The 17715-nt window shown below is 63.3% G+C and carries 12 protein-coding genes; 6 read left to right on the forward strand and 6 right to left on the reverse strand.

Annotated elements, in window-relative coordinates:
* Positions 1–5: 5 nt before the first annotated feature.
* Positions 6–1199 carry an OmpA family protein gene (locus tag MJQ68_RS11860; RefSeq protein WP_238751331.1) on the reverse strand — a complete coding sequence of 398 codons (1194 nt, stop codon included), beginning with the start codon at positions 1197–1199 and terminating at the stop codon, positions 6–8.
* Positions 1200–1298: 99 nt separating this feature from the next.
* Here MJQ68_RS11860 and MJQ68_RS11865 point away from each other — a divergent pair, with 99 nt between their 5' ends.
* Complete coding sequence (locus MJQ68_RS11865; RefSeq protein WP_238751332.1) at positions 1299–1808, forward strand: DUF4385 domain-containing protein; 510 nt, start codon at positions 1299–1301, stop codon at positions 1806–1808.
* A gap of 101 nt (positions 1809–1909) precedes the next feature.
* Here the strand turns inward: MJQ68_RS11865 and argE are convergent, their stop codons facing one another.
* Positions 1910–3091 (reverse strand): acetylornithine deacetylase, encoded by a 1182-nt coding sequence (gene argE / locus MJQ68_RS11870; RefSeq protein WP_238751333.1) that lies wholly within the window; start codon positions 3089–3091, stop codon positions 1910–1912.
* Positions 3092–3282: 191 nt separating this feature from the next.
* Between argE and MJQ68_RS11875 the strand changes: the two genes are divergently transcribed.
* Positions 3283–3963: a DUF4349 domain-containing protein gene (locus MJQ68_RS11875; protein ID WP_238751334.1), complete on the forward strand. Its 681-nt coding sequence runs from the start codon at positions 3283–3285 to the stop codon at positions 3961–3963.
* Positions 3964–4071: 108 nt separating this feature from the next.
* Complete coding sequence (locus MJQ68_RS11880) at positions 4072–5226, forward strand: SPL family radical SAM protein (RefSeq protein WP_238751335.1); 1155 nt, start codon at positions 4072–4074, stop codon at positions 5224–5226.
* 5 nt (positions 5227–5231) lie between these two features.
* Here the strand turns inward: MJQ68_RS11880 and MJQ68_RS11885 are convergent, their stop codons facing one another.
* Positions 5232–6233, reverse strand: coding sequence for a tocopherol cyclase family protein (locus tag MJQ68_RS11885; RefSeq protein ID WP_238751336.1), 1002 nt, complete (start codon positions 6231–6233; stop codon positions 5232–5234).
* 133 nt (positions 6234–6366) lie between these two features.
* On the opposite strand from MJQ68_RS11885, the gene MJQ68_RS11890 reads away from it, so the two are divergent.
* Positions 6367–12408 (forward strand): alpha-2-macroglobulin family protein, encoded by a 6042-nt coding sequence (locus tag MJQ68_RS11890; RefSeq protein ID WP_238751337.1) that lies wholly within the window; start codon positions 6367–6369, stop codon positions 12406–12408.
* A 160-nt stretch (positions 12409–12568) separates the two neighbouring features.
* On the opposite strand, the gene MJQ68_RS11895 is transcribed toward MJQ68_RS11890, so the two are convergent.
* Together MJQ68_RS11895 and MJQ68_RS11900 are read right to left on the reverse strand one after the other, a co-directional pair.
* Positions 12569–13294: a LytR/AlgR family response regulator transcription factor gene (locus MJQ68_RS11895; protein ID WP_238751338.1), complete on the reverse strand. Its 726-nt coding sequence runs from the start codon at positions 13292–13294 to the stop codon at positions 12569–12571.
* Positions 13295–13611: 317 nt separating this feature from the next.
* Complete coding sequence (locus tag MJQ68_RS11900) at positions 13612–14691, reverse strand: sensor histidine kinase (protein WP_238751339.1); 1080 nt, start codon at positions 14689–14691, stop codon at positions 13612–13614.
* 133 nt (positions 14692–14824) lie between these two features.
* On the opposite strand from MJQ68_RS11900, the gene MJQ68_RS11905 reads away from it, so the two are divergent.
* Both MJQ68_RS11905 and MJQ68_RS11910 read left to right on the forward strand, forming a co-directional pair.
* Positions 14825–15088: a hypothetical protein gene (locus MJQ68_RS11905; protein ID WP_238751340.1), complete on the forward strand. Its 264-nt coding sequence runs from the start codon at positions 14825–14827 to the stop codon at positions 15086–15088.
* A 51-nt stretch (positions 15089–15139) separates the two neighbouring features.
* Positions 15140–16636, forward strand: coding sequence for a rhodanese-like domain-containing protein (locus MJQ68_RS11910; protein ID WP_238751341.1), 1497 nt, complete (start codon positions 15140–15142; stop codon positions 16634–16636).
* Here the strand turns inward: MJQ68_RS11910 and MJQ68_RS11915 are convergent.
* The gene (locus tag MJQ68_RS11915) at positions 16620–17711 is read right to left on the reverse strand and encodes an alkene reductase (RefSeq protein WP_238751342.1); all 1092 of its coding nucleotides are present in this window, start codon (positions 17709–17711) and stop codon (positions 16620–16622) included. The two genes, MJQ68_RS11910 and MJQ68_RS11915, sit on opposite strands and share 17 nt — an antisense overlap.
* Positions 17712–17715 lie beyond the last annotated feature (4 nt).

A 17715-nucleotide genomic window follows, 5' to 3' on the forward strand; every position in this document is an offset into this window, starting at 1 on the left:
GGGAGTTACCGCGAGCTGCGCAGTTTCATGATCTTGACCTCTACCCGCTGGTTGCGCTGATTGCAGGCTTCGGTGTCTTCCATACAGACGGGGCGGGATTTTCCGTATCCCCGGGGAAGCATCTGTGCCGCGCCGATCTCCTGCGACTGCAAGTAGTCGATTACGGCTACAGCCCGCTCCTCACTGATGCGGCTGGCGTAGACCGGTCCGGCCCGGTAGCTGGCGTGACCACCGATCTCGACGATCACGTCGGTATTCTGACGCAGGAAGTCGGCGATCTCCCGCAGGGCCTCCTCACTCTCTTTCTCCAGCCGGGCACTGTTGGCCTGGAAGGTGATGTTTTCGATCTCGAAGACCTGCCCGATCTTGAGCTGCCCTTCGGTCTTGCCGAGTTTGACCACCGGGGCGGCGGGCGCTTCCGGGCGGTTGGCTACGGGCGCGTTCGGGCGCTGCCGCTCCGCGGTGGGCGGCGTTGTCGTCGCTTCGGGCTCCGGCTCGTTGCTGACTACCTCCTCCGGTACGGGGCGGGGAGCGTAGAGGTCCTGATCGCAGGCTACCGGTACGAGGGCCTGGGCATTGTCCAGCAGGATATTGCCGTTGTAGGGAAACAGGATAGGCTGCTTGTAAAAGGCCTCGAGCACGATATAGCTATAGTTCTGGCTGGGCTCCAGCTTGATGCGGTATTCCTGCCAGTCCCAGTTCTCTACCAGCGGACTCTCCCCCAGAATTTCACCTAGGTCACAGACGCTGTAGCCTCCGCGAATGCGCAGCTTGACGGGCTTGATGTAGTTGGCATCGTCGTCGGTGAGTTTGCTCTTGGACCAGTACAGTTCGGAGCGCGCCAGCTGGATGCGAAACTCGTAGCACTGACCGGCCACCATGGGGGCACTCATGCGCTGGCCGACCCGCTCGTAGGTATCGTTGTCCCGCGTGACCATGCCGAGGTAGGTCTGGCCGGACTGCGCCGGCTTGACCACCCGAAACTCGCGCTTGGGGTCGGGCTGAATGTCTACGGCGGACTCCCCGATGAAGCCACAGTCCTGCCAGGACCGCGGCGCGGCACCCACACGCGGGTACTTATCCTCGAAGGAGGGATTGGTCAGGTAGATGGTGCCCTCGGGGTCGGCGGTATCCGTATCGGTCTGGGCACCCAGGGCGAAGCTTAGCAGAAGCAGTAGCGGCAGGTAACAATAGTGCATCTCATCTCAGTTGTGCTGACCGCCGGCGACCTACGCTGGCCGGCGCATCGAAAAATCCATAGTACCTTCCTTAACGCGGCAGGCAACAAATTGGTGCAAATGTTTTGTTACCGTTCCGTGCGCGCCTTCGATTACAGCCTGGATTATAAGCAACTCAACCTGCGGGAGCAGCCCGAGCTCTACGCCATCGGCCGGGGCGAGCAGGGGGTGCTCATGGTAGAGCCCTACAAGTCGGAGATCCTTCCCCACTGGCGCTTCAAAGATCCGGAAGCCGCCACGGCCTCTTCAGAAACCATCTACAAAATGTTTTTGGCCTACCTCGAGGCGGAGGACTTCGTCGGTGCCGACATGGCCCGCAAGTTCATCCAGATGGGCTACACCCGCGCGCGCCGCTACGCCAACTACCGCGGCGGGAAGAAATACGACGGTCCCGTCCCCGACGATAAAAAGGGGCAGAGCGGCAGCCATGGCCGGGAGCAACTCGAGCGGCAACCCGAAGATCCGGTCAAGGCGGAAAGCGCCCGCATCTTTAAGGCTAAGTGGGACGAGGCCAAGGTGCACCCGGAATATGTGCGGCAGAAGGCGGCGTATATCGAAAAATACGGGTGATAAAAGAAATCGGTCGAGTGGCCTCCGGTCCGAGACTCCAACGCATAGCAACTACCTAACACATCTCGGACCGGAGGCCACTCGACCTTTGACGCCTCGACTTAAGCCAGCGCAGCGGCCAGCCGTTCCAGCATCCGCACGCAGCCCTCTAGCTGCTCTATCGCCACGAATTCATTCGCCCGGTGTGCCTGCGCGATATCGCCGGGACCGCAGATCACGCTCGCAAAGCCGGCCTTGGAAAACTGTCCGGCCTCGGCGGCAAAAGCTACGGTGCCGGTCGTGTCCTGTTCGCTGATGGCTTTTACTAGATCGACGATGGGTAGGTCTTCGGCCGTATCCAGGGGCGGGACCGGCGGGTGCAGGGGGATGTGCTCGATGCGGAAGTCGGGGTACACCTGTCTGCGGAGGGTTTCCCGCTCCTGGCAGAAGGCCTCGAAGTCGGCAAACAGCTGCGCGGCATCGTCGCGGGGGATCGTGCGGTAGTCCCAGTCGAAGCGGCACTCATTGGCGATGATATTGAAGGCCGTGCCTCCGTTGATCTTGCCGACGTGGATGCTGGTGTGGTTGGGGTGGAAGCGGTCGTCGGTGTGGCCGGCGGCGATGAGGGCCTTCATCTTTTGCTCCAGCCAGACGATCAGGTGGGCCGCCTCGTGCACCGCATCGACCTCCTCCAGGATGCGGCTGCTGTGACCCTGACTGCCGGTCACTACCGTCGTGTAGACCATAATGCCCTTCTGCCCCACCATGGGCTGCAGCATCGTAGGCTCGCCGATGATCGCCCCCAGGGGCTGCTCGGGGTAGTGATCGCGGATCGCTTCGGCCATGATGTCGCCGGCCATGCAGCCGATCTCCTCGTCGTAGCTGAAGGCGAAGTAGACCGGCCGCTTGAGCTCCGCGGCTTGCAGCATGGGTACCGCCGCCAGACAGCAGGCGACGAAGCCCTTCATATCGCAGCTGCCGCGGGCGTAGAGCTTGCCGTCCTGCTCCACAAGCTGGAAGGGATCGGTGTGCCAGGGTTGGCCTTCGGTAGGCACCACGTCCATATGGCCGCTCAGGATCACGCCACCGTCTACGGCGGGACCGATGCGGCAGTGCAGGCAGGCCTTGTCGCCGTCCGCATTCGGTACCAGGGTGTAGGCTACGCCCTGTTCGCTCAGGTAGCGTTCGATCCACTGGAGGACGGGCAGGTTGCTCTGGCCACCGAGGACCGGGAAGGTCACTAGGCGGGCGAGAATTTCAGTAGCGGTGGCAGCGGTAGTGCGGGGCGGGGCGGGTAGGCTCAAGTGATAGAGTTAAGGGTACTAAGGCTACCAAAGCGCAAAGTAGGCGCAGAGTTCTCCCAGCCCGCCGCCGATCGCCAGTGAATCCATAGCACTGCACCTGCGTGCGCGCCCAATGATTCTACGCCTGCATTGATTATCTTGGTGACCGGATGGTATGACAGCGTCCTATATATGAACTAAGCGCATCCCCCATGAAAGACGTACTCTTCCCCCTCACCTTCATTGCCCTGCTCGTGCTGGCGGCGACCCAGCTGACCGGTCAGGTAAGCAGCAAGCAGCAGATGATGAGCCGCGGCAACAATGACGCCCTCATCCTGGAGCTCCCCTCGGCCGACGATAAGCTGGTCGAAGACCTCTGGGAGGACTGGCTCAAGGACAACTACAAGGTCAAGACCAGCAAGACCAAAAAGGTGCGTACCGGCGAGCTGGCCAGCCTGAACTTCGGTCTGCCCGGCGTAAGCGCGGGCAGCAAAGTGGATATGTACAGCCACGTCCGTGAAGTAGGTAACGGCAGCGAACTCAGCGTGTGGATTGCAACGCCCGATGGCTACGTCAGTCCTGACCTCGACCAGGGTCAGTACCTGGAGGCCGAGAAGATGCTTATGCGCTTCGCCCTAGCGGTGAGCCGCGCGCAGACCGAGCAGGACGTAGACACCCAGGAGGACAAGCTCAAGAACCTGGAAAAGGACCTCGACCGCCTGCGCCGCGATAAGGAGCGGGCCGAAAAAGACATCGTAGACGCCCAGCAACTCATTGCCGAGCGCGAGGCCGAGATCCAGCAGAACATCGTGTCGCAGGAAAACAAGCAGCGCGAGATCGAGGCGCAGATGCGCGTGGTGGAGGATACGAAGGCGGAGCTGAAGAAGTATTAGGGCACGGGCGAGGCTTAATCGGTGGGTAGATCCGCAGGGGAGGGAGTGCTTCAAAACCACCCGGGCTTCCGTTCGTTAGACTGGCGAAGCCAACTACTCCCCCGCACCATGCCCCGTCCCCTCTCCGAAGCGCCCCACCTCAGTGGCCGTCTACCCAAGGACCACGCTGAGGTACCCATCAGTCAGGCCGATGCGCCGCCGGTGGATACGTTTGCGGTACAGCCGCGGGGCAAGGGCCGGTCGGCCAAGCTGTGGAAGCCGAAACACGTCTACTTTACCGCCGGGGCCTGGGAGGAAGCCCACGGACGGCGCATCGCCGAGCGGCTCGATGCACTGGGCCTGAACTACGAGGTGATGAAGGCCAATCGCCTGCCCAAGCTCGGCGGCTCCACTACCCGCGAAACCTACCAGAAGGCCAAGAATACCCTGGCCATCGTGAACGCGCCGCCCAGTACGATGAAGCTCACGCCGATCCCGCCCTCGGCCGACTGGCAGTTCCACCTGGCCAAGGGCTGCCCGGCCCACTGCCAGTACTGCTACCTGGCGGGTAGTCTGTCCGGCGCCCCCGTGACACGCGCCTACGCCAACCTGGACCAGATCCTGGAAAACAACGCCAACTTCATTGATCCCAACAAGCAGCTGACCTCCTTCGAGGCGAGCTGCTACACCGACCCCCTGGGCATCGAGCACCTGACCGGTTCCCTGAGCCGTACCATCAGCTGGTTCGGCACCCAGCCCGACGCGCGACTGCGCTGGGTGACGAAGTACGACGACGTGAGCGCCCTGCTGGACCTGCACCACAACGGACAGACCCGCTGCCGCATCAGCCTCAACGCCGACTGGGTGACCCGCCGCCTGGAGGGCGGTACGGCCGATCTGGAAGCGCGGCTGCAGGCCATGCGCAAGCTCGGTCAGGCGGGCTACCACGTCGGTGCCGTACTGGCCCCCCTGATGCCCTTCGACAACTGGCAGGACGACTACACCGACCTGCTGCAGCGGCTGCGTGAGGCGCTCGACTTCGAGGTCGACCTCACCTTCGAGCTCATCACCCACCGCTTCACGCCCGGCTCCAAGCAGATCCTGCTCGACTGGTACCCCAACACGGCCCTGGACTTCGACGAAGACAAGCGCAGCAAGAAGCTTAATAAGTTCGGCAGCCACAAATTCGTGTACCAGAAGGAGCAGATGAAGGAACTGAAGGGCTGGTTCACTGAGGAGGTCGAGGCACGCTTCCCGGAGGCAGAGGTACTGTACTTCACCTGATCCCCCTAGATTCGGCGTGCAACTCCTCGACCTAGTATACCCCGTGCATTGTCGCTTACCTCCAGGCCAGCCCAGCTAGCCGTACCCCGGTACACCTCATTCCCGCCGCGCTCCAGCAATACCTCCACCTCCGCCTGTAAGCTTTCGTTGATCTTGCCCGTCATGGCCCCGGCGATGGGGCTGGCCAGGTGACCGCCCGGTGCCGGATGTCCGGTGAGGGTAAGTTGCAGGTCTTGCTTGCTGAATACCAGCCGGACGGCCTCTCCGCCTTCCCCGAAGTGGACCCGCACCTGCGCCCGCGCCCAGGTGGTGAAGACGTGGAGTTCGCCCTCCAGCAGCAGGGTGCAGAGGAAGCCGGTGAAACTGTTGCCCAGCCACGGAATGCTGGCTACGCTGGCCATCAGACTGGCGGGCTGGGTGGTGTGACTGAGGTGGTTGCTCTGGGTCCATATCCAGGCGTCGGGGAAGCCGGTGCCCCAGTCTTTTTCGGTGTAGCCGATGCCGGAGGAGGCGTCGTAGGTGTGCTGCCCCACGCGGATCGAGCCCAGCGTGCGGTGGTGGAAGCTGACCAGTCCGTGGTAGCACTGCATGCCCGGCACGTAGCCGTACCAGCCCATTACGCCGGGGGCCGTGGCGCGCGCCGGCCAGGCCGTGGTATTTAAAAAGCGGAGATCGAGCTGGAGGTCGGGCAGATCGATTTTGAGGCGATCGGTAGCGAAAGTGTGGGGACCGAGCTGCAGGTGGAAGCGGTCCGGCGCGGGATCGAACTGGTCCACCCGGTACTCGTGGTATTCAGAGGTAGCGGCTACCCCGTTGAGCACCTGCAGAAACGCGTGCCCCTCTCCAGCCCGGTCGTAGCTGATGCCCGGGATGAAGGCGTAGGCCAGGTCATGCTCCGCGACCACCACCTTGAAGTACCAGCCTTCGAAGTAGTGTCGCTGCCGGCCCCAGCCCTGGAAGCGGGGCGGATCGAAGGTGGCGCGGCGGCGGAGCAGAAAATCGGTCATGGGGTGAAGGTCGGGAGAAAGGGGGTAGAGCAACCGGGGCAGCGGTTGGGCTTTAGGCTTTTCTTAACGCGAGCGGACTGTGCATTTCCTGTGCATAGTGCATCCACTGAGCGAAACCCCGAACTTCGCCACTATGCGCTACCTGCTTTCCGTACTCCTCCTTACCCTGACCACCGCCCTGATGGCCCAATCCTATACCGCCGGTTACGCCAAGCTCGCAGCTCACGTCGAAGCCGGCCGGTACCGGAGCGCGCTGGAAGTCGCCGACAGCATCTACGCGCAGGCCTCCGCGGCGGGGCAGTCGGACCAGATCCTGCGGGCGCTGAGCGAGCGGGTATCGCTCACGCAGGTGCTTGCCGAAGACGAGCAGCAGGACGCCCTGACCCTACTGCGCACGGCACTAGCTACGCACCGCGACGATCCGGTCGTAACCGCCCTGACCCACCTGCTGCTGGGAGAGGCCTACTTCAGCTATGCGGAACAAAATCAGTACCGGCTGCGGGAGGTGACGGAGATCGCGGGTGCGGAGGTATCGGATAGCCTGCCCCTGGCGGATTATTCCCTAGCTCAACTCCTCGACATCGGCAGCGATCACCTATACCGGAGCCTGGCCCTGGCCCGTGCCGGACAGACCGCGCTCGGAGAAGTGCCCGCACTCATTATGGGCGGACAGGACCGCGTGGCGGAGCTCCCCACCCTGTACGATCTGGTCGTCGGCAGGGCACTGGATCTACTCTCCAGCGGGCTCGGCTCGCTCACCGATGAGCGGCCCCTGGACGCCGCCGAGCTACTGCTGCCCGCCGCAGACTACTGCGATCTTGACCTGGCTTCCCGCTACGATACCACCCAGGCTACTCCGCGCAAGCTACTGTTGTACCAGGACTGGATCGCGTATCACCTGGACGAGGGTGGCCCCGCCCTGCTCCACGCCGACCTGGAGCGCATGAAGTACGTGCATCAGTTGGGGGCGGCGGATTCATTCTACCTCACCGCCCTGGAAGATGCCTACGCCCGCCATGCCGACTCCCCGCTGCGCGACCGCTTTCTGGTGAAGTCGGCCCGCCTGCTGCACCGTGACGATACCCTGCTCGGCACCCGCCCCCGCGTACGCGCCCTGGCCCTACTGGATCGGGTAGGGGAGACCGATCCGGTAGCCCGGGTGGAGGCCGACCGGCTGCGGGCCGCCATCACTGCCACGGGACTGAGCATTCAGACCCAGACCCACTATCCGCTGGGGGAGCACCTACTGGTCAGCGTGGCCTATCAGAACGTGGACCGGCTGTTCTACCGGGTCTATACCTACGATGCTACGGTGGAGGACGAATACACGCGGTCCATCTCGGACCGGCTGGCCAGCATCCAGCAGGGCACCCTAGCGACCAGTGGTAGCCAGCGGCTGGTGGCTAATGAAGACTACAGCCACCACATCACCGAGCTGGATCTGGACGCGCTGCCCGCCGGTGGCTACCAGCTGGTGATCACGGATGATGCGTCCTTCGACCCCGCCGTGGGCACTTTCACCGTAGCGAGTTTCCAGGTCACCGACCTGGCTACCCTGCAGTTGAACGCGGAGGGCAACCTCGTACAGGTTGTACACCGTACCACCGGCGCAGCACGCGCGGATGTTCGCGTGGAGGTGCGGCAGCTCGACCGCCGCAACCGAAGCTACCGCCAGGTCGCTACCCGCCGCACCGGTCCGGATGGCACCTTCACCCTACCCGTACCCAAGAATTATGCCCAGTACCAACTCATCCTTACCGACCCCGCTACGGGCGACCGCCTGGTGATGGAGCAATACGCCTACCGCGATAATCAGTACACCACCCGCAACGAACACTACACCACCCTGCTTACCGACCGCTCGATCTACCGGCCCGGTCAGCGCGTACACGTCTACGGCCTGGAGTATAAGACGGATGCAGAACGGCTACCCGCTATTCTGCCGAACAGTAAGGTCGAGGTCGTACTACGGGATGCCAACTACCAGGAGGTGGCCCGGCAGCAGGCCACTACCGACGCCTACGGGCGCTTCAGCCTGGACTTCGAACTACCGGAGGGCGGCCTGACCGGCGTCTTCACGATCGAAACGGGCAATGGAAATACCTCGATCCGCGTCGAGGAGTACAAGCGCCCCCGCTTGCTGGTGACCCTGGACGCCCCGGCGGCTGCCGTGCCGGGAACCGCCGTGACCGTCACGGGCGAAGCACTTACCTACGCCGGTCCGGCCGTAACGGAAGCAGGAGTGAAGTACCGCGTATACCTGGAAGAGGTCCGCTGGTACTACTACCGTAGCTTTGGCGGCGGTGGAGGCGGCGGCGGCGAACGCGCACTGATCGAGAGCGGCACCACCACGACGGATAACGAAGGGGCCTTCTCCCTGACCTTCACCCCCGCCGAAGACCTCCTCCTGACCGGTAACGCCCGCTACCGCTACGTCATCGAAGCCGATGTGGCCGATCAGACCGGCGAGACCCATATGGCCACCACCTCGGTCCGCGTACGGGGCGAGCGGCCCGCCGTGGCCGTCACTACGCTCCAGGAGAGTGTCGACCGCGGGGACAGCCTGACCATACGCGCCCTCACCGATCAGGAGGATACCACCCTGACGATCGAGCTGCGCATCACCCCCGTCACCAAGCCCAACGCCGCGCTCCTCGAACGCGACTGGCCCATGCCGGACCGGCCGGTGATCAACCCCGCCGCCTTCGCCCGCAGCTTCCCGTACCTGGCCTACGCTGCCGTGCCGGAACTCACCGAATGGCCCACTACGGGTGCCGCCGTGTACACCGCAGCCACCACGCTCCGTCAGGGAACGGCTAGTCTGACCCTGCCCGCCGACTTCCCCGTCGGTCACTACCGCATCGACTGGACCTACGCCGACGGCACCCCCGGCACGCCCGCTACCTTTAGTGTGTATAGTGCCGCTACCGCCGAGCTACCCGCCGGTACGCTCTACCGGTTCTCCCAGGCCACAGATAGTGTACATCCGAACGAACCCACCGAGCTCACCCTGATCTCCGCCCTCGACCTGCCCCTGGTGTTCAGTCGCTGGGAAAGCCGGGCCGGCCTAAGTGTGGCGCGCGATAGCACCACCGCCCGCCGGCTCACCCTACGCTATACGCCCACCGAGGCGGACCGTGGGGGGATCTACCACAGCCTGGCCTTCACCCGCCTCAACCGGGTGTTCCAGGAGACCCGCTCCCTGTCCCTGCCGTGGTACAACAAGGAGCTGCACGTCACCTACGCCACCTTCCGCAGCAAGCTCCGCCCGGGAGAGCCCGAGCAGTGGACGTTGCAGCTGCGGTCTGACGATAGTCTGCCCGCCGCCGCAGCCGCCCTGGCCACGATGTACGACGCTAGCCTGGATCAGCTCTACGCCGGTGAGGGTTGGCAGTTCTCGCCCTATCCCAGCTATGGGGGGAGTGGTCCGCTGGTCGAAAATACTAGCTTCGGTAGCCAGTCTGCGCGCTCGTTCGGCAGTCCAAGCAGTAGGTCTTCGGATACCATCCCCGATCTCCCCCGGCTGCGGCTGAGTTACGGAAACGACGCTTACGCAAGTAGAATGCTACAGGGTAAGGTTATGGGGGTAAGCATCCGAGGCCACAGTAGCGTTCGCTCCAGCGCCGCACCGGAACTGGAGGAAATGGCTTTTGCCGATTCTGACTCATCGCCTGAAGTCACCGCCGCTATCACTACCCTTGCGCCCCCGCCGCCGCCTAGCGTGATGGAGGAAAACGCTGCTACCCCTCAGCCTCCCATCGACATCCGCACCAACCTTCAGGAAACCGCCTTCTGGCTCCCCGAGCTTACGGCCGGACCGGACGGTAGCCTACAGGTCAGCTTCACGAGTCCGGAAGCCCTGACGGCCTGGAAGTTTCGCCTCTTTGCCCACGACAAGGCCCTGAACTACACCATCAGTCAGCGCGAGATCGTCACCCAGAAGGAGCTCATGGTACTGCCCAATGTCCCCCGCTTCCTCCGTGAGGGCGACCGCATGGAGCTCACCGCCAAGGTCTCCAACCTGAGCGATCAGGAGCTGCCCGTCACCGTCACGCTCGAGCTGTTCGATCCCGTCACCCTGCAAGTCCTCGGTGCCGAGCAGCTCCAGACACTGACGGGCGGGGCCGCAGGTGCGAATGCACTCTCGCAGGAGGTAGCCCTTACCGCCGGCACCTCTACTACCGTCCGCTTCCCCCTCAGTATCCCCGATGGTGCCTCGCTCGATGGTCCCCTGGGCTACCGCGTGATCGCCCGCAGTGCGGACTTCAGCGACGGGGAGGAGAACGTCGTGCCCGTACTCTCCGACCGCACGCTGATTACTGTCTCCCAGCCCTTCTACCTCAAGCGTGGGGAAAACAAGTCCGTGACCCTGCCCGGTCTGGCCGATCTGTCAGCCCAGGCGTCCATCCGCACCCCCATCTCCTATACTTTGCAGGCCACCACCAACCCCGCCTGGCTGGCCCTCAAGGCGCTGCCCTACCTGATGGAGTACCCCTACGACTGCACCGAGCAGCTCGCCAACCGCTACTTCGCCAATCAGCTGGCCTACCAGACCGTCTCGACCAAGCCCGTACTGGAGCAGGTCTTTCGCCAGTGGCAGGCCGACTCCACCGCCCTGCTCAGCGAACTGGAGAAGAACCAGGACCTCAAGAACGCCCTGCTTACCGAGACCCCCTGGGTCCGCGAAGCCGAGTCCGAAGCCGCCCAGCGGGCCCGTATCGGCGAGCTCTTCCAGCTCAAGCGACTCGCCAGGGAGCAAACCAAAACCCTGGCCAAACTGGCCGCCCGGCAGGAATGCGACGGTGCGTACAGCTGGTTCCCCGGCGGACCCTCCAACCGCTACATGACCCAGTATGTAGTAGAGACGATCGCCCGCATGCAGCAGCTCGGCGTCATCGATCAGACCCAGCAGGCTACCGTGAAGCAGATCACCACGGCAGCCATCGACTACCTGGATCGGGAGCTGGCCGCAGACTACCGTCGCCTGTTCGCCGAGACTCGGGATTCTGCAGACTTACGCGACGCCTACCAGCCCACTGCCCTGCAGCTGCACTATCTCTACGCCCGCACGCAGCTCGTATCCGCCCCGCCCGTGGACGGCGAGGCCTTCGACTTCTTCCGGGAGCGGGCCTATGCTAGCTGGACGGAATATGGGCTGTACGAGCAGGCGTTGATTGCGCTGACCGCTGCCTCCCTCTCCCCCAGCCCCTCTCCAGGGGAGAGGGGAGGCGCTGTCGCGCAAGCGATCATCGCGTCGCTGCGCGAGCGCGCCCTACACAGCGACGAGTTCGGGATGTACTGGAAGTACGCCCAGGGCTACCGCTGGAATAAGCTGCCCATCGAGACCCACACCCGCCTCCTGGAAGCCTTCCGCACGATCGACCCCCGACAAGACGAGCTGGATAATATGCGCCTCTGGCTACTCAGTAACAAACGGACCAACGCCTGGCCCACCACCAAAGCCACTGCCGCGGCCGTCTACGCCATCCTGAGCGGTGGAGCGGAGTACACCGTCGAGCAATCGGCCAGGCCGCTGGAAGCCAGCTGGTCTGGCCGCTCCGGGAAAGAACTCGGCACACGCGTCCGCGCACTACAGGAAAGCGCGGAGGCTGCTACCGGTGCCTTCACCCTGCGCGTACCCGGCACCGAAGTAACCCCTGATCTAGCCACCGTACAACTAAAGAACCCCGGCAACGACCTGGTCTGGGGCGGCGTCTTCTGGCAGTACACCGACGTGGCCGCACGCGTAAACGCCAACAGCGACGGCCCCCTTAGCCTGGAGCGTACCCTCTACAAAAAGGTAGGCGACCGGCTCCAACCCATCTCCGCATCCGCCCCGCTACACCCCGGCGACCGCATCACCGTGCGGCTCACGATCCGCAGCGACCGCGCCATGGACTACGTGCACGTCAAGGACCGCCGCGCCGCCACCTTCGAACCCGTCGACGTCCTCTCCGGCTACCAGCGGCAGGGTGGACTGGGCTACTACTTCGCCCCCGGCGACCTGGCCACCAACTTCTTCATCGACCACCTCCCGAAGGGCACCTACGTCCTGGAGTACGACCTCTTCGCTACCTATACGGGGGAGTTCAGCAACGGGCTGGGCCGGGTGCAGTGCTTGTATGCGCCTGAGTTTGGGGGGAATAGCTCCGGAAGCCGGATTTCTGTGGAGTAGACGTCGGCTTTGCCGAAGGTAGACCGCTCGCTGGCGCGTTCGGGGTAGACCGCTAAAGCGGAGTAGAGCTGCCGCATGGCTATGACGTCGGCTTCTACTCCGCTTTAGCGGTCTACCGGGCCGACGCGATAGCGTGCCCTCTACCCCAGCGAAGCTGGGTCTACAACTTCAGCTTCTCAATCCGCTCAGCCAGTACCTCCCGGTAGCTCTTGCCCACGGGGAGGGTAGTGATCTTGCCCTTTTCCTTCACTTCCACCATATTGCCCTGTAGGGCTTCGATGCGCTCCAGGTTGACGATGTAGCTGCGGTGGATGCGCTGGAAGTCGCTGGTGGGCAGCTTGGCTTCGAGCGACTTCATGGTCTGCAGGGTGATGACGCGGTCGTTGGGCAGGCGGATGATAACGTAGTCCTTGAGGCCCTCGATGTAGACGATCTCGTCGATGTTGACGCGCACGAGCTTCTTGTCGGCCTTGACGAAGAAGTAGCCGGGGCCGCCGTCCTCCACGGGCAGAGCCTTGGCCTTCTGCTGAAGCTCCGCCTGCTCTACGGCGCGGTTGCAGGCCTGCAGGAAGCGGTCCATGCTGATGGGCTTGACCAGGTAGTCCAGGGCATTGAGCTCGAAGCCATCCAGGGCATAGTTGGGGTAGGCCGTAGTGAAGATGGTGACCGGCGGATCGGTCAGGCCGCGCAGGAAGTCGGTACCCGTAAGCTGCGGCATGTTGATGTCCAGGAACATCAGGTCCACATCCTCCTTCTGCAGCACGTCGTTGGCCTCGAAGGCATTGGCACACTTAGCGACCAGCTCGATCTCGGGAATACGCTCGAGGTAGGTCTCCAGGATATCCTGGGCTAGGGGTTCGTCGTCGACGATTATGGCGTTGATCATGGATGCAAGGAGTTAAGGTGTAAGAGGAAGGGGTTAGGGGGGAAAGGAGTTAAGGGGTTAAGGGCGGGATAGGTGTTGTAGGGGGGATAGGTGTGACAGGCTCGATAGGCGTTGTAGGCGGGGCAGACTCGATAGTAGTGGTAGGCGGTAGTAGTGTAAGTGGCGATAGACTCATGAATATAGGGCGGGACTACAGCTACAAAGTAAAAAACCGACCAACACAAGCCCACCCCCCACCAACGAGCGAAGCGAGCATCCCCACCCTTAACCCCTTAACCCCTTCTCTCCCTAACCCCTTGACCCCCCCCTTGACCCCCTCACAACTGTAAGTCAAGTCGAATAGCATAAGTACCCGGCGTCTCGCGGATCTCCAGATCGTAGCGCTCGGGGTAGAGTAGTTCCAGGCGGCGGCGGACGTTCACCAGGCCGATACCACCGCTGGGGCGGGCCGCGTCGGGGGAGCGGGGCATGTGGCTGCCCTTGGTGTTTTCGAGGTCGAAGCGGATGGCCCGCGGCTCCACCCGGAGGGTAGCGCGGACGAAGCCGCCCTGGATGGCCGCGTTGATGCCGTGCTTGAAGCTATTTTCCAGGAAGGGGATGAGCAGGAGGGGGGCGATCTGCTGGTCTACGACCTGTCCCTGCACATCGAGCGTGATGTCGATACCTTCGCGCTGGCGCAGCCGCTCCAGGTCGAGGTAGTTCTGCAGGTAGTTGATCTCCTTGCGCAGCGGTACCTCGGGCTCGTTGCACTCGTAGAGCATGTAGCGCATCATCTCCGAAAGCTTGATGACGATGTCGGGGGCCTTATCGCTTTTCTTGAGGGTGAGGGCGTAGAGGCTGTTGAGGGTATTGAACAGGAAGTGGGGGTTGATCTGCGACTTGAGGAAGCGCAGCTCGCTCTGCATGGTCTCGTTCTCTACCTCCTGCTTCTTGCGGTTCTCGGCGATCCAGTCGGTCATGATCTTGCCGATGGTGCTGACGCCGCCCACCAGGAAGTTGCCGAGGAAGTAGGCCTCCATATTATCGAGCAGGTCGATCTGTACGGCCTCGCGGGCGGAGAAGAGGAAGTACTTGATCACCAGCTCCAGGGGGGTGAAGAGTACGGACAGGCCCACTAGTCCGGCCAGGTAGATCCAGTAGCGGCCCGTCTTGAGGTAGGTGGGGAAGAGCAGGAACAGGTTGGCGTACACCACTACGGCAAAGACCACGATAGTGATCAGCTCATTGATCAGCACCAGACTCAGGCTGTACTCCCCGGCCTGCAGTTGCAGGGCTACTAGGATGCCGAAGAAGGCTAGCCACCCGAGGCCGTGGTAGAAGGGGCGCTGCGAGAGGGTATCGCCCAGGCGCTCGGTCAGGCTACGGAGGGGCGTGGTCGGGGTGGTGGCGACGGACATCGTTGCAATGTAAGTGATTCGGCCCCTTCGTCCCTTCCGGAATTCGACCAACGGCGCGCTTTCACGTATGGGGGCGCGGCCGCAGGTGCGGGGGTCAGCCAACCAAGGCGGCCGGCCCGGCGTTGCTTTGCGCATGGGTACCTACCTCATCGCCGCCGTCGCCGCGGCCATCATCTACCGCATCGGGCGCGAAGTGGTCGGCAGCTTCCGCCACCCCGATGACGACGAGCTGCTCGACTACTGGCGCGACGTGACCAAGACCGAAGACCGCTCGGCCTACCGCCAGATCAGCGAACACCTGGGCGCCTGCGACAAGTGCCGCGACCGACTGGACGAACTGCGCAAACGACCCGGTGGCCCCGGCGCCGACGCCCCCCTCATCGAACGGCGGTACTAAACATGCGCCCGCCCGCTTACGGTTACACCGGTACACTTAACCGCAGCAACCATGACCGTACAGCGCTTCCACGACGAGACCATCGACCAATACTCCTACCTGATCAGTGACGGGGGAGAGGCCGTAGCCATTGATCCCCCCCGACGCATCGAGCCCTACTTCGAGTACCTCCGGGACCAGCAGCTGACCCTGCGGGCCATCGTGATGACCCACCGCCCCGGCGCCTTTGCCAGCGGATGGGCCGAACTGCGCGAACTCACCGGCGCGGAAATTGTCGGCGCGGCCAAGTTTCACTTCCACGGCGAAGGGCTGTACCGCGAGGCAGGCCGGGCCACGATGATCGAGTTCGGCGAAGGCTGCCACGTGCGCACCCAGCTCACCCCCGGCTACACGGCCGACAGCATCAGCCTGATCGCCACGAACGCGGACGGTAAGGTAGAGGCCATCTTCACCGGTAACGTACTGCTGCAGGACGGCGCCGGCTACCCCCTGCCACGCCCCGAGGATAAGAACCCCCTGCACAACGAGCGCACCTACGCCAAGGAATCCTACGAGAGTATCTACGGTAAGATCCGCGGTTTCGACCAGCGGGCTACGGTCTATGCCGGCTTCGGTGAGGATGCACACTTCAGTAAGATGGGCGATGCAACCCACGGCCGCTTCAACCTGACCGAAGCGCAGGACGAGAGTCCCGTATTCGACAAGAAGATCAAGAACGCCGACCAGTTTGCCGACTGGCTGCTGGAAGACTACCCCTTCGTACCCGCCTACGTGACGGGCTGCCTGGCCGGCAACCAGGAGGGCTACCCCAGCTGGGCCGAAGCGATGGCACCCTTCCGCAGTCTGCTGGACGGAGACCATCAGCACGAGACGACCGTCACCCAGCCCGTCGTGGAGAAAAAGGGTAACGTGGTCATCATCGGTAATGAGGAGGTCGCACCCGCCGGTACGCCCACCGCACCTGCGACCGCGCCCGCAGCCATCCCGCTGGGCACCGATACCTGGCTGATCGACACCCGCCCCGCGGCGGACTTCAAGGCCGGTCACCCGCGCAATGCGATCAACATCCAGGCCAAGGGCAACTTTGCGCTCTGGCTGGGGTCGATCGTACGGCCCGGTGAAGACTTCTACGTATTGGTGGAAGACGGCGAGGCCGCCTACCAGGTCGCGCAGGGTATCGCCAAGATCGGCTACGACAAGCAGCTGACCGGCGCTACCCGCTACGTGACCGGACTAGCCGAACTGATGGAAGAGCCGCTGGACCTCGAGGACTTCCGCGAGCACCACATCGGTAAGTATACCGTGGTGGACGTGCGGCCCGCGAAGCCGGCCATGGAGGATACCCGCTTTTACGGTGCCATCAACATTCCGGTCTGGACGCTGCGCGACCGCTGGAAGGAGGTGCCGCAGGACCGCCCCATCGTGGTGCATTGTGGGGGCGGCTACCAGTCGGCCATCGGGGCTAGTCTGCTGCGCAAGAACCTGAAGGGCAAGGTGAAGGTCTACGACCTGGGCGAGCACATCAAGGACTTTAAGCCTGGTCGGTGATCTTGGGGTAGGTCAGGTAGCCCTCCGGTCCTGGCGTGTAGAAGGTGCTTTGGTCGGGAATGGCCAGCTGCGCGCCCTGCCGGAAGCGCTCCACCAAATCGGGGTTGGCGATGAAGGGGCGGCCGAAGGCGACCAGGTCTCCCTTGCCGGCGGCCAGGTCGCGCTCGGCGTGCTGGGCGTTGTAACCGCCGCTGAGGATGAAGCTGCCGGGGAAGGTTTCGCGTAGCATGGTCTTCATCTCCTCCGGTACGCTGGGCGCGCCCATGGATTCATGATCGACCAGGTGCAGGTAGACCAGTCCGACTTTCTTAGCTATCTCGGCCAGGCGGCGGTAGGTATCCAGAATACCCGGGAAGGCACCAAGCTCGCCGAAGGTACCGTAGGGGCTGATGCGCATGCCTACTCGCTCGGCACCAACGGCGGCTACGGTGGCTTCGGCGACGTCGCGCACGAAGCGCAGGCGGTTCTCGATGGTGCCGCCGAACTGGTCGGTACGCAGGTTGGTCTTGGGGTGAATGAATTGCTCGAGTAGGTAGCCGTTGGCGGCGTGGAGCTCTACGCCGTCGAAGCCGGCATCGATGGCCACCTTGGCGGCCATGGCGTATTCCTTAACGGCGAAGGTGATGTCTTCGAGGTTCATCTCCTGTGCCAGGGGGATATCCTGCTCGCCCTTGCCGTCTACGTACATCTTGGTCTCCGTCATCTCCACGGAGCTGGGGGCGAGGACGCGGCCGCCGGTCCAGAGGTTATCTGGGTGGCTGACGCGGCCGGTGTGCATGAGCTGCAGAAAGATCGTGCCGCCCTGGCGGTGTACCGCATCGGTGACCTGCTGCCAGCCGTGCAGCATCTCCGGCGTAAAGGCCCCGGGGATACGGGGGTAGCCCAGTCCGTTGAAGCTCGGCGAGGTACCCTCGCTGATGATGAGTCCGGCCCCGGCGCGGCTCGCGTAGTAGGCGGCCATCATTTCATTAGGGATATTTCCTTCAGCCCGCGAGCGGGTCAGGGGGGCCATGACGACGCGGTTCTTGAGCTGGAGGCTGCCTAGGGTGTGGGAGGAGAGGAGGTGGTCTAACATGGCT

This window comes from Neolewinella maritima (assembly GCF_923081025.1).
Taxonomy (GTDB): Bacteria; Bacteroidota; Bacteroidia; order Chitinophagales; family Saprospiraceae; genus Neolewinella; species Neolewinella maritima.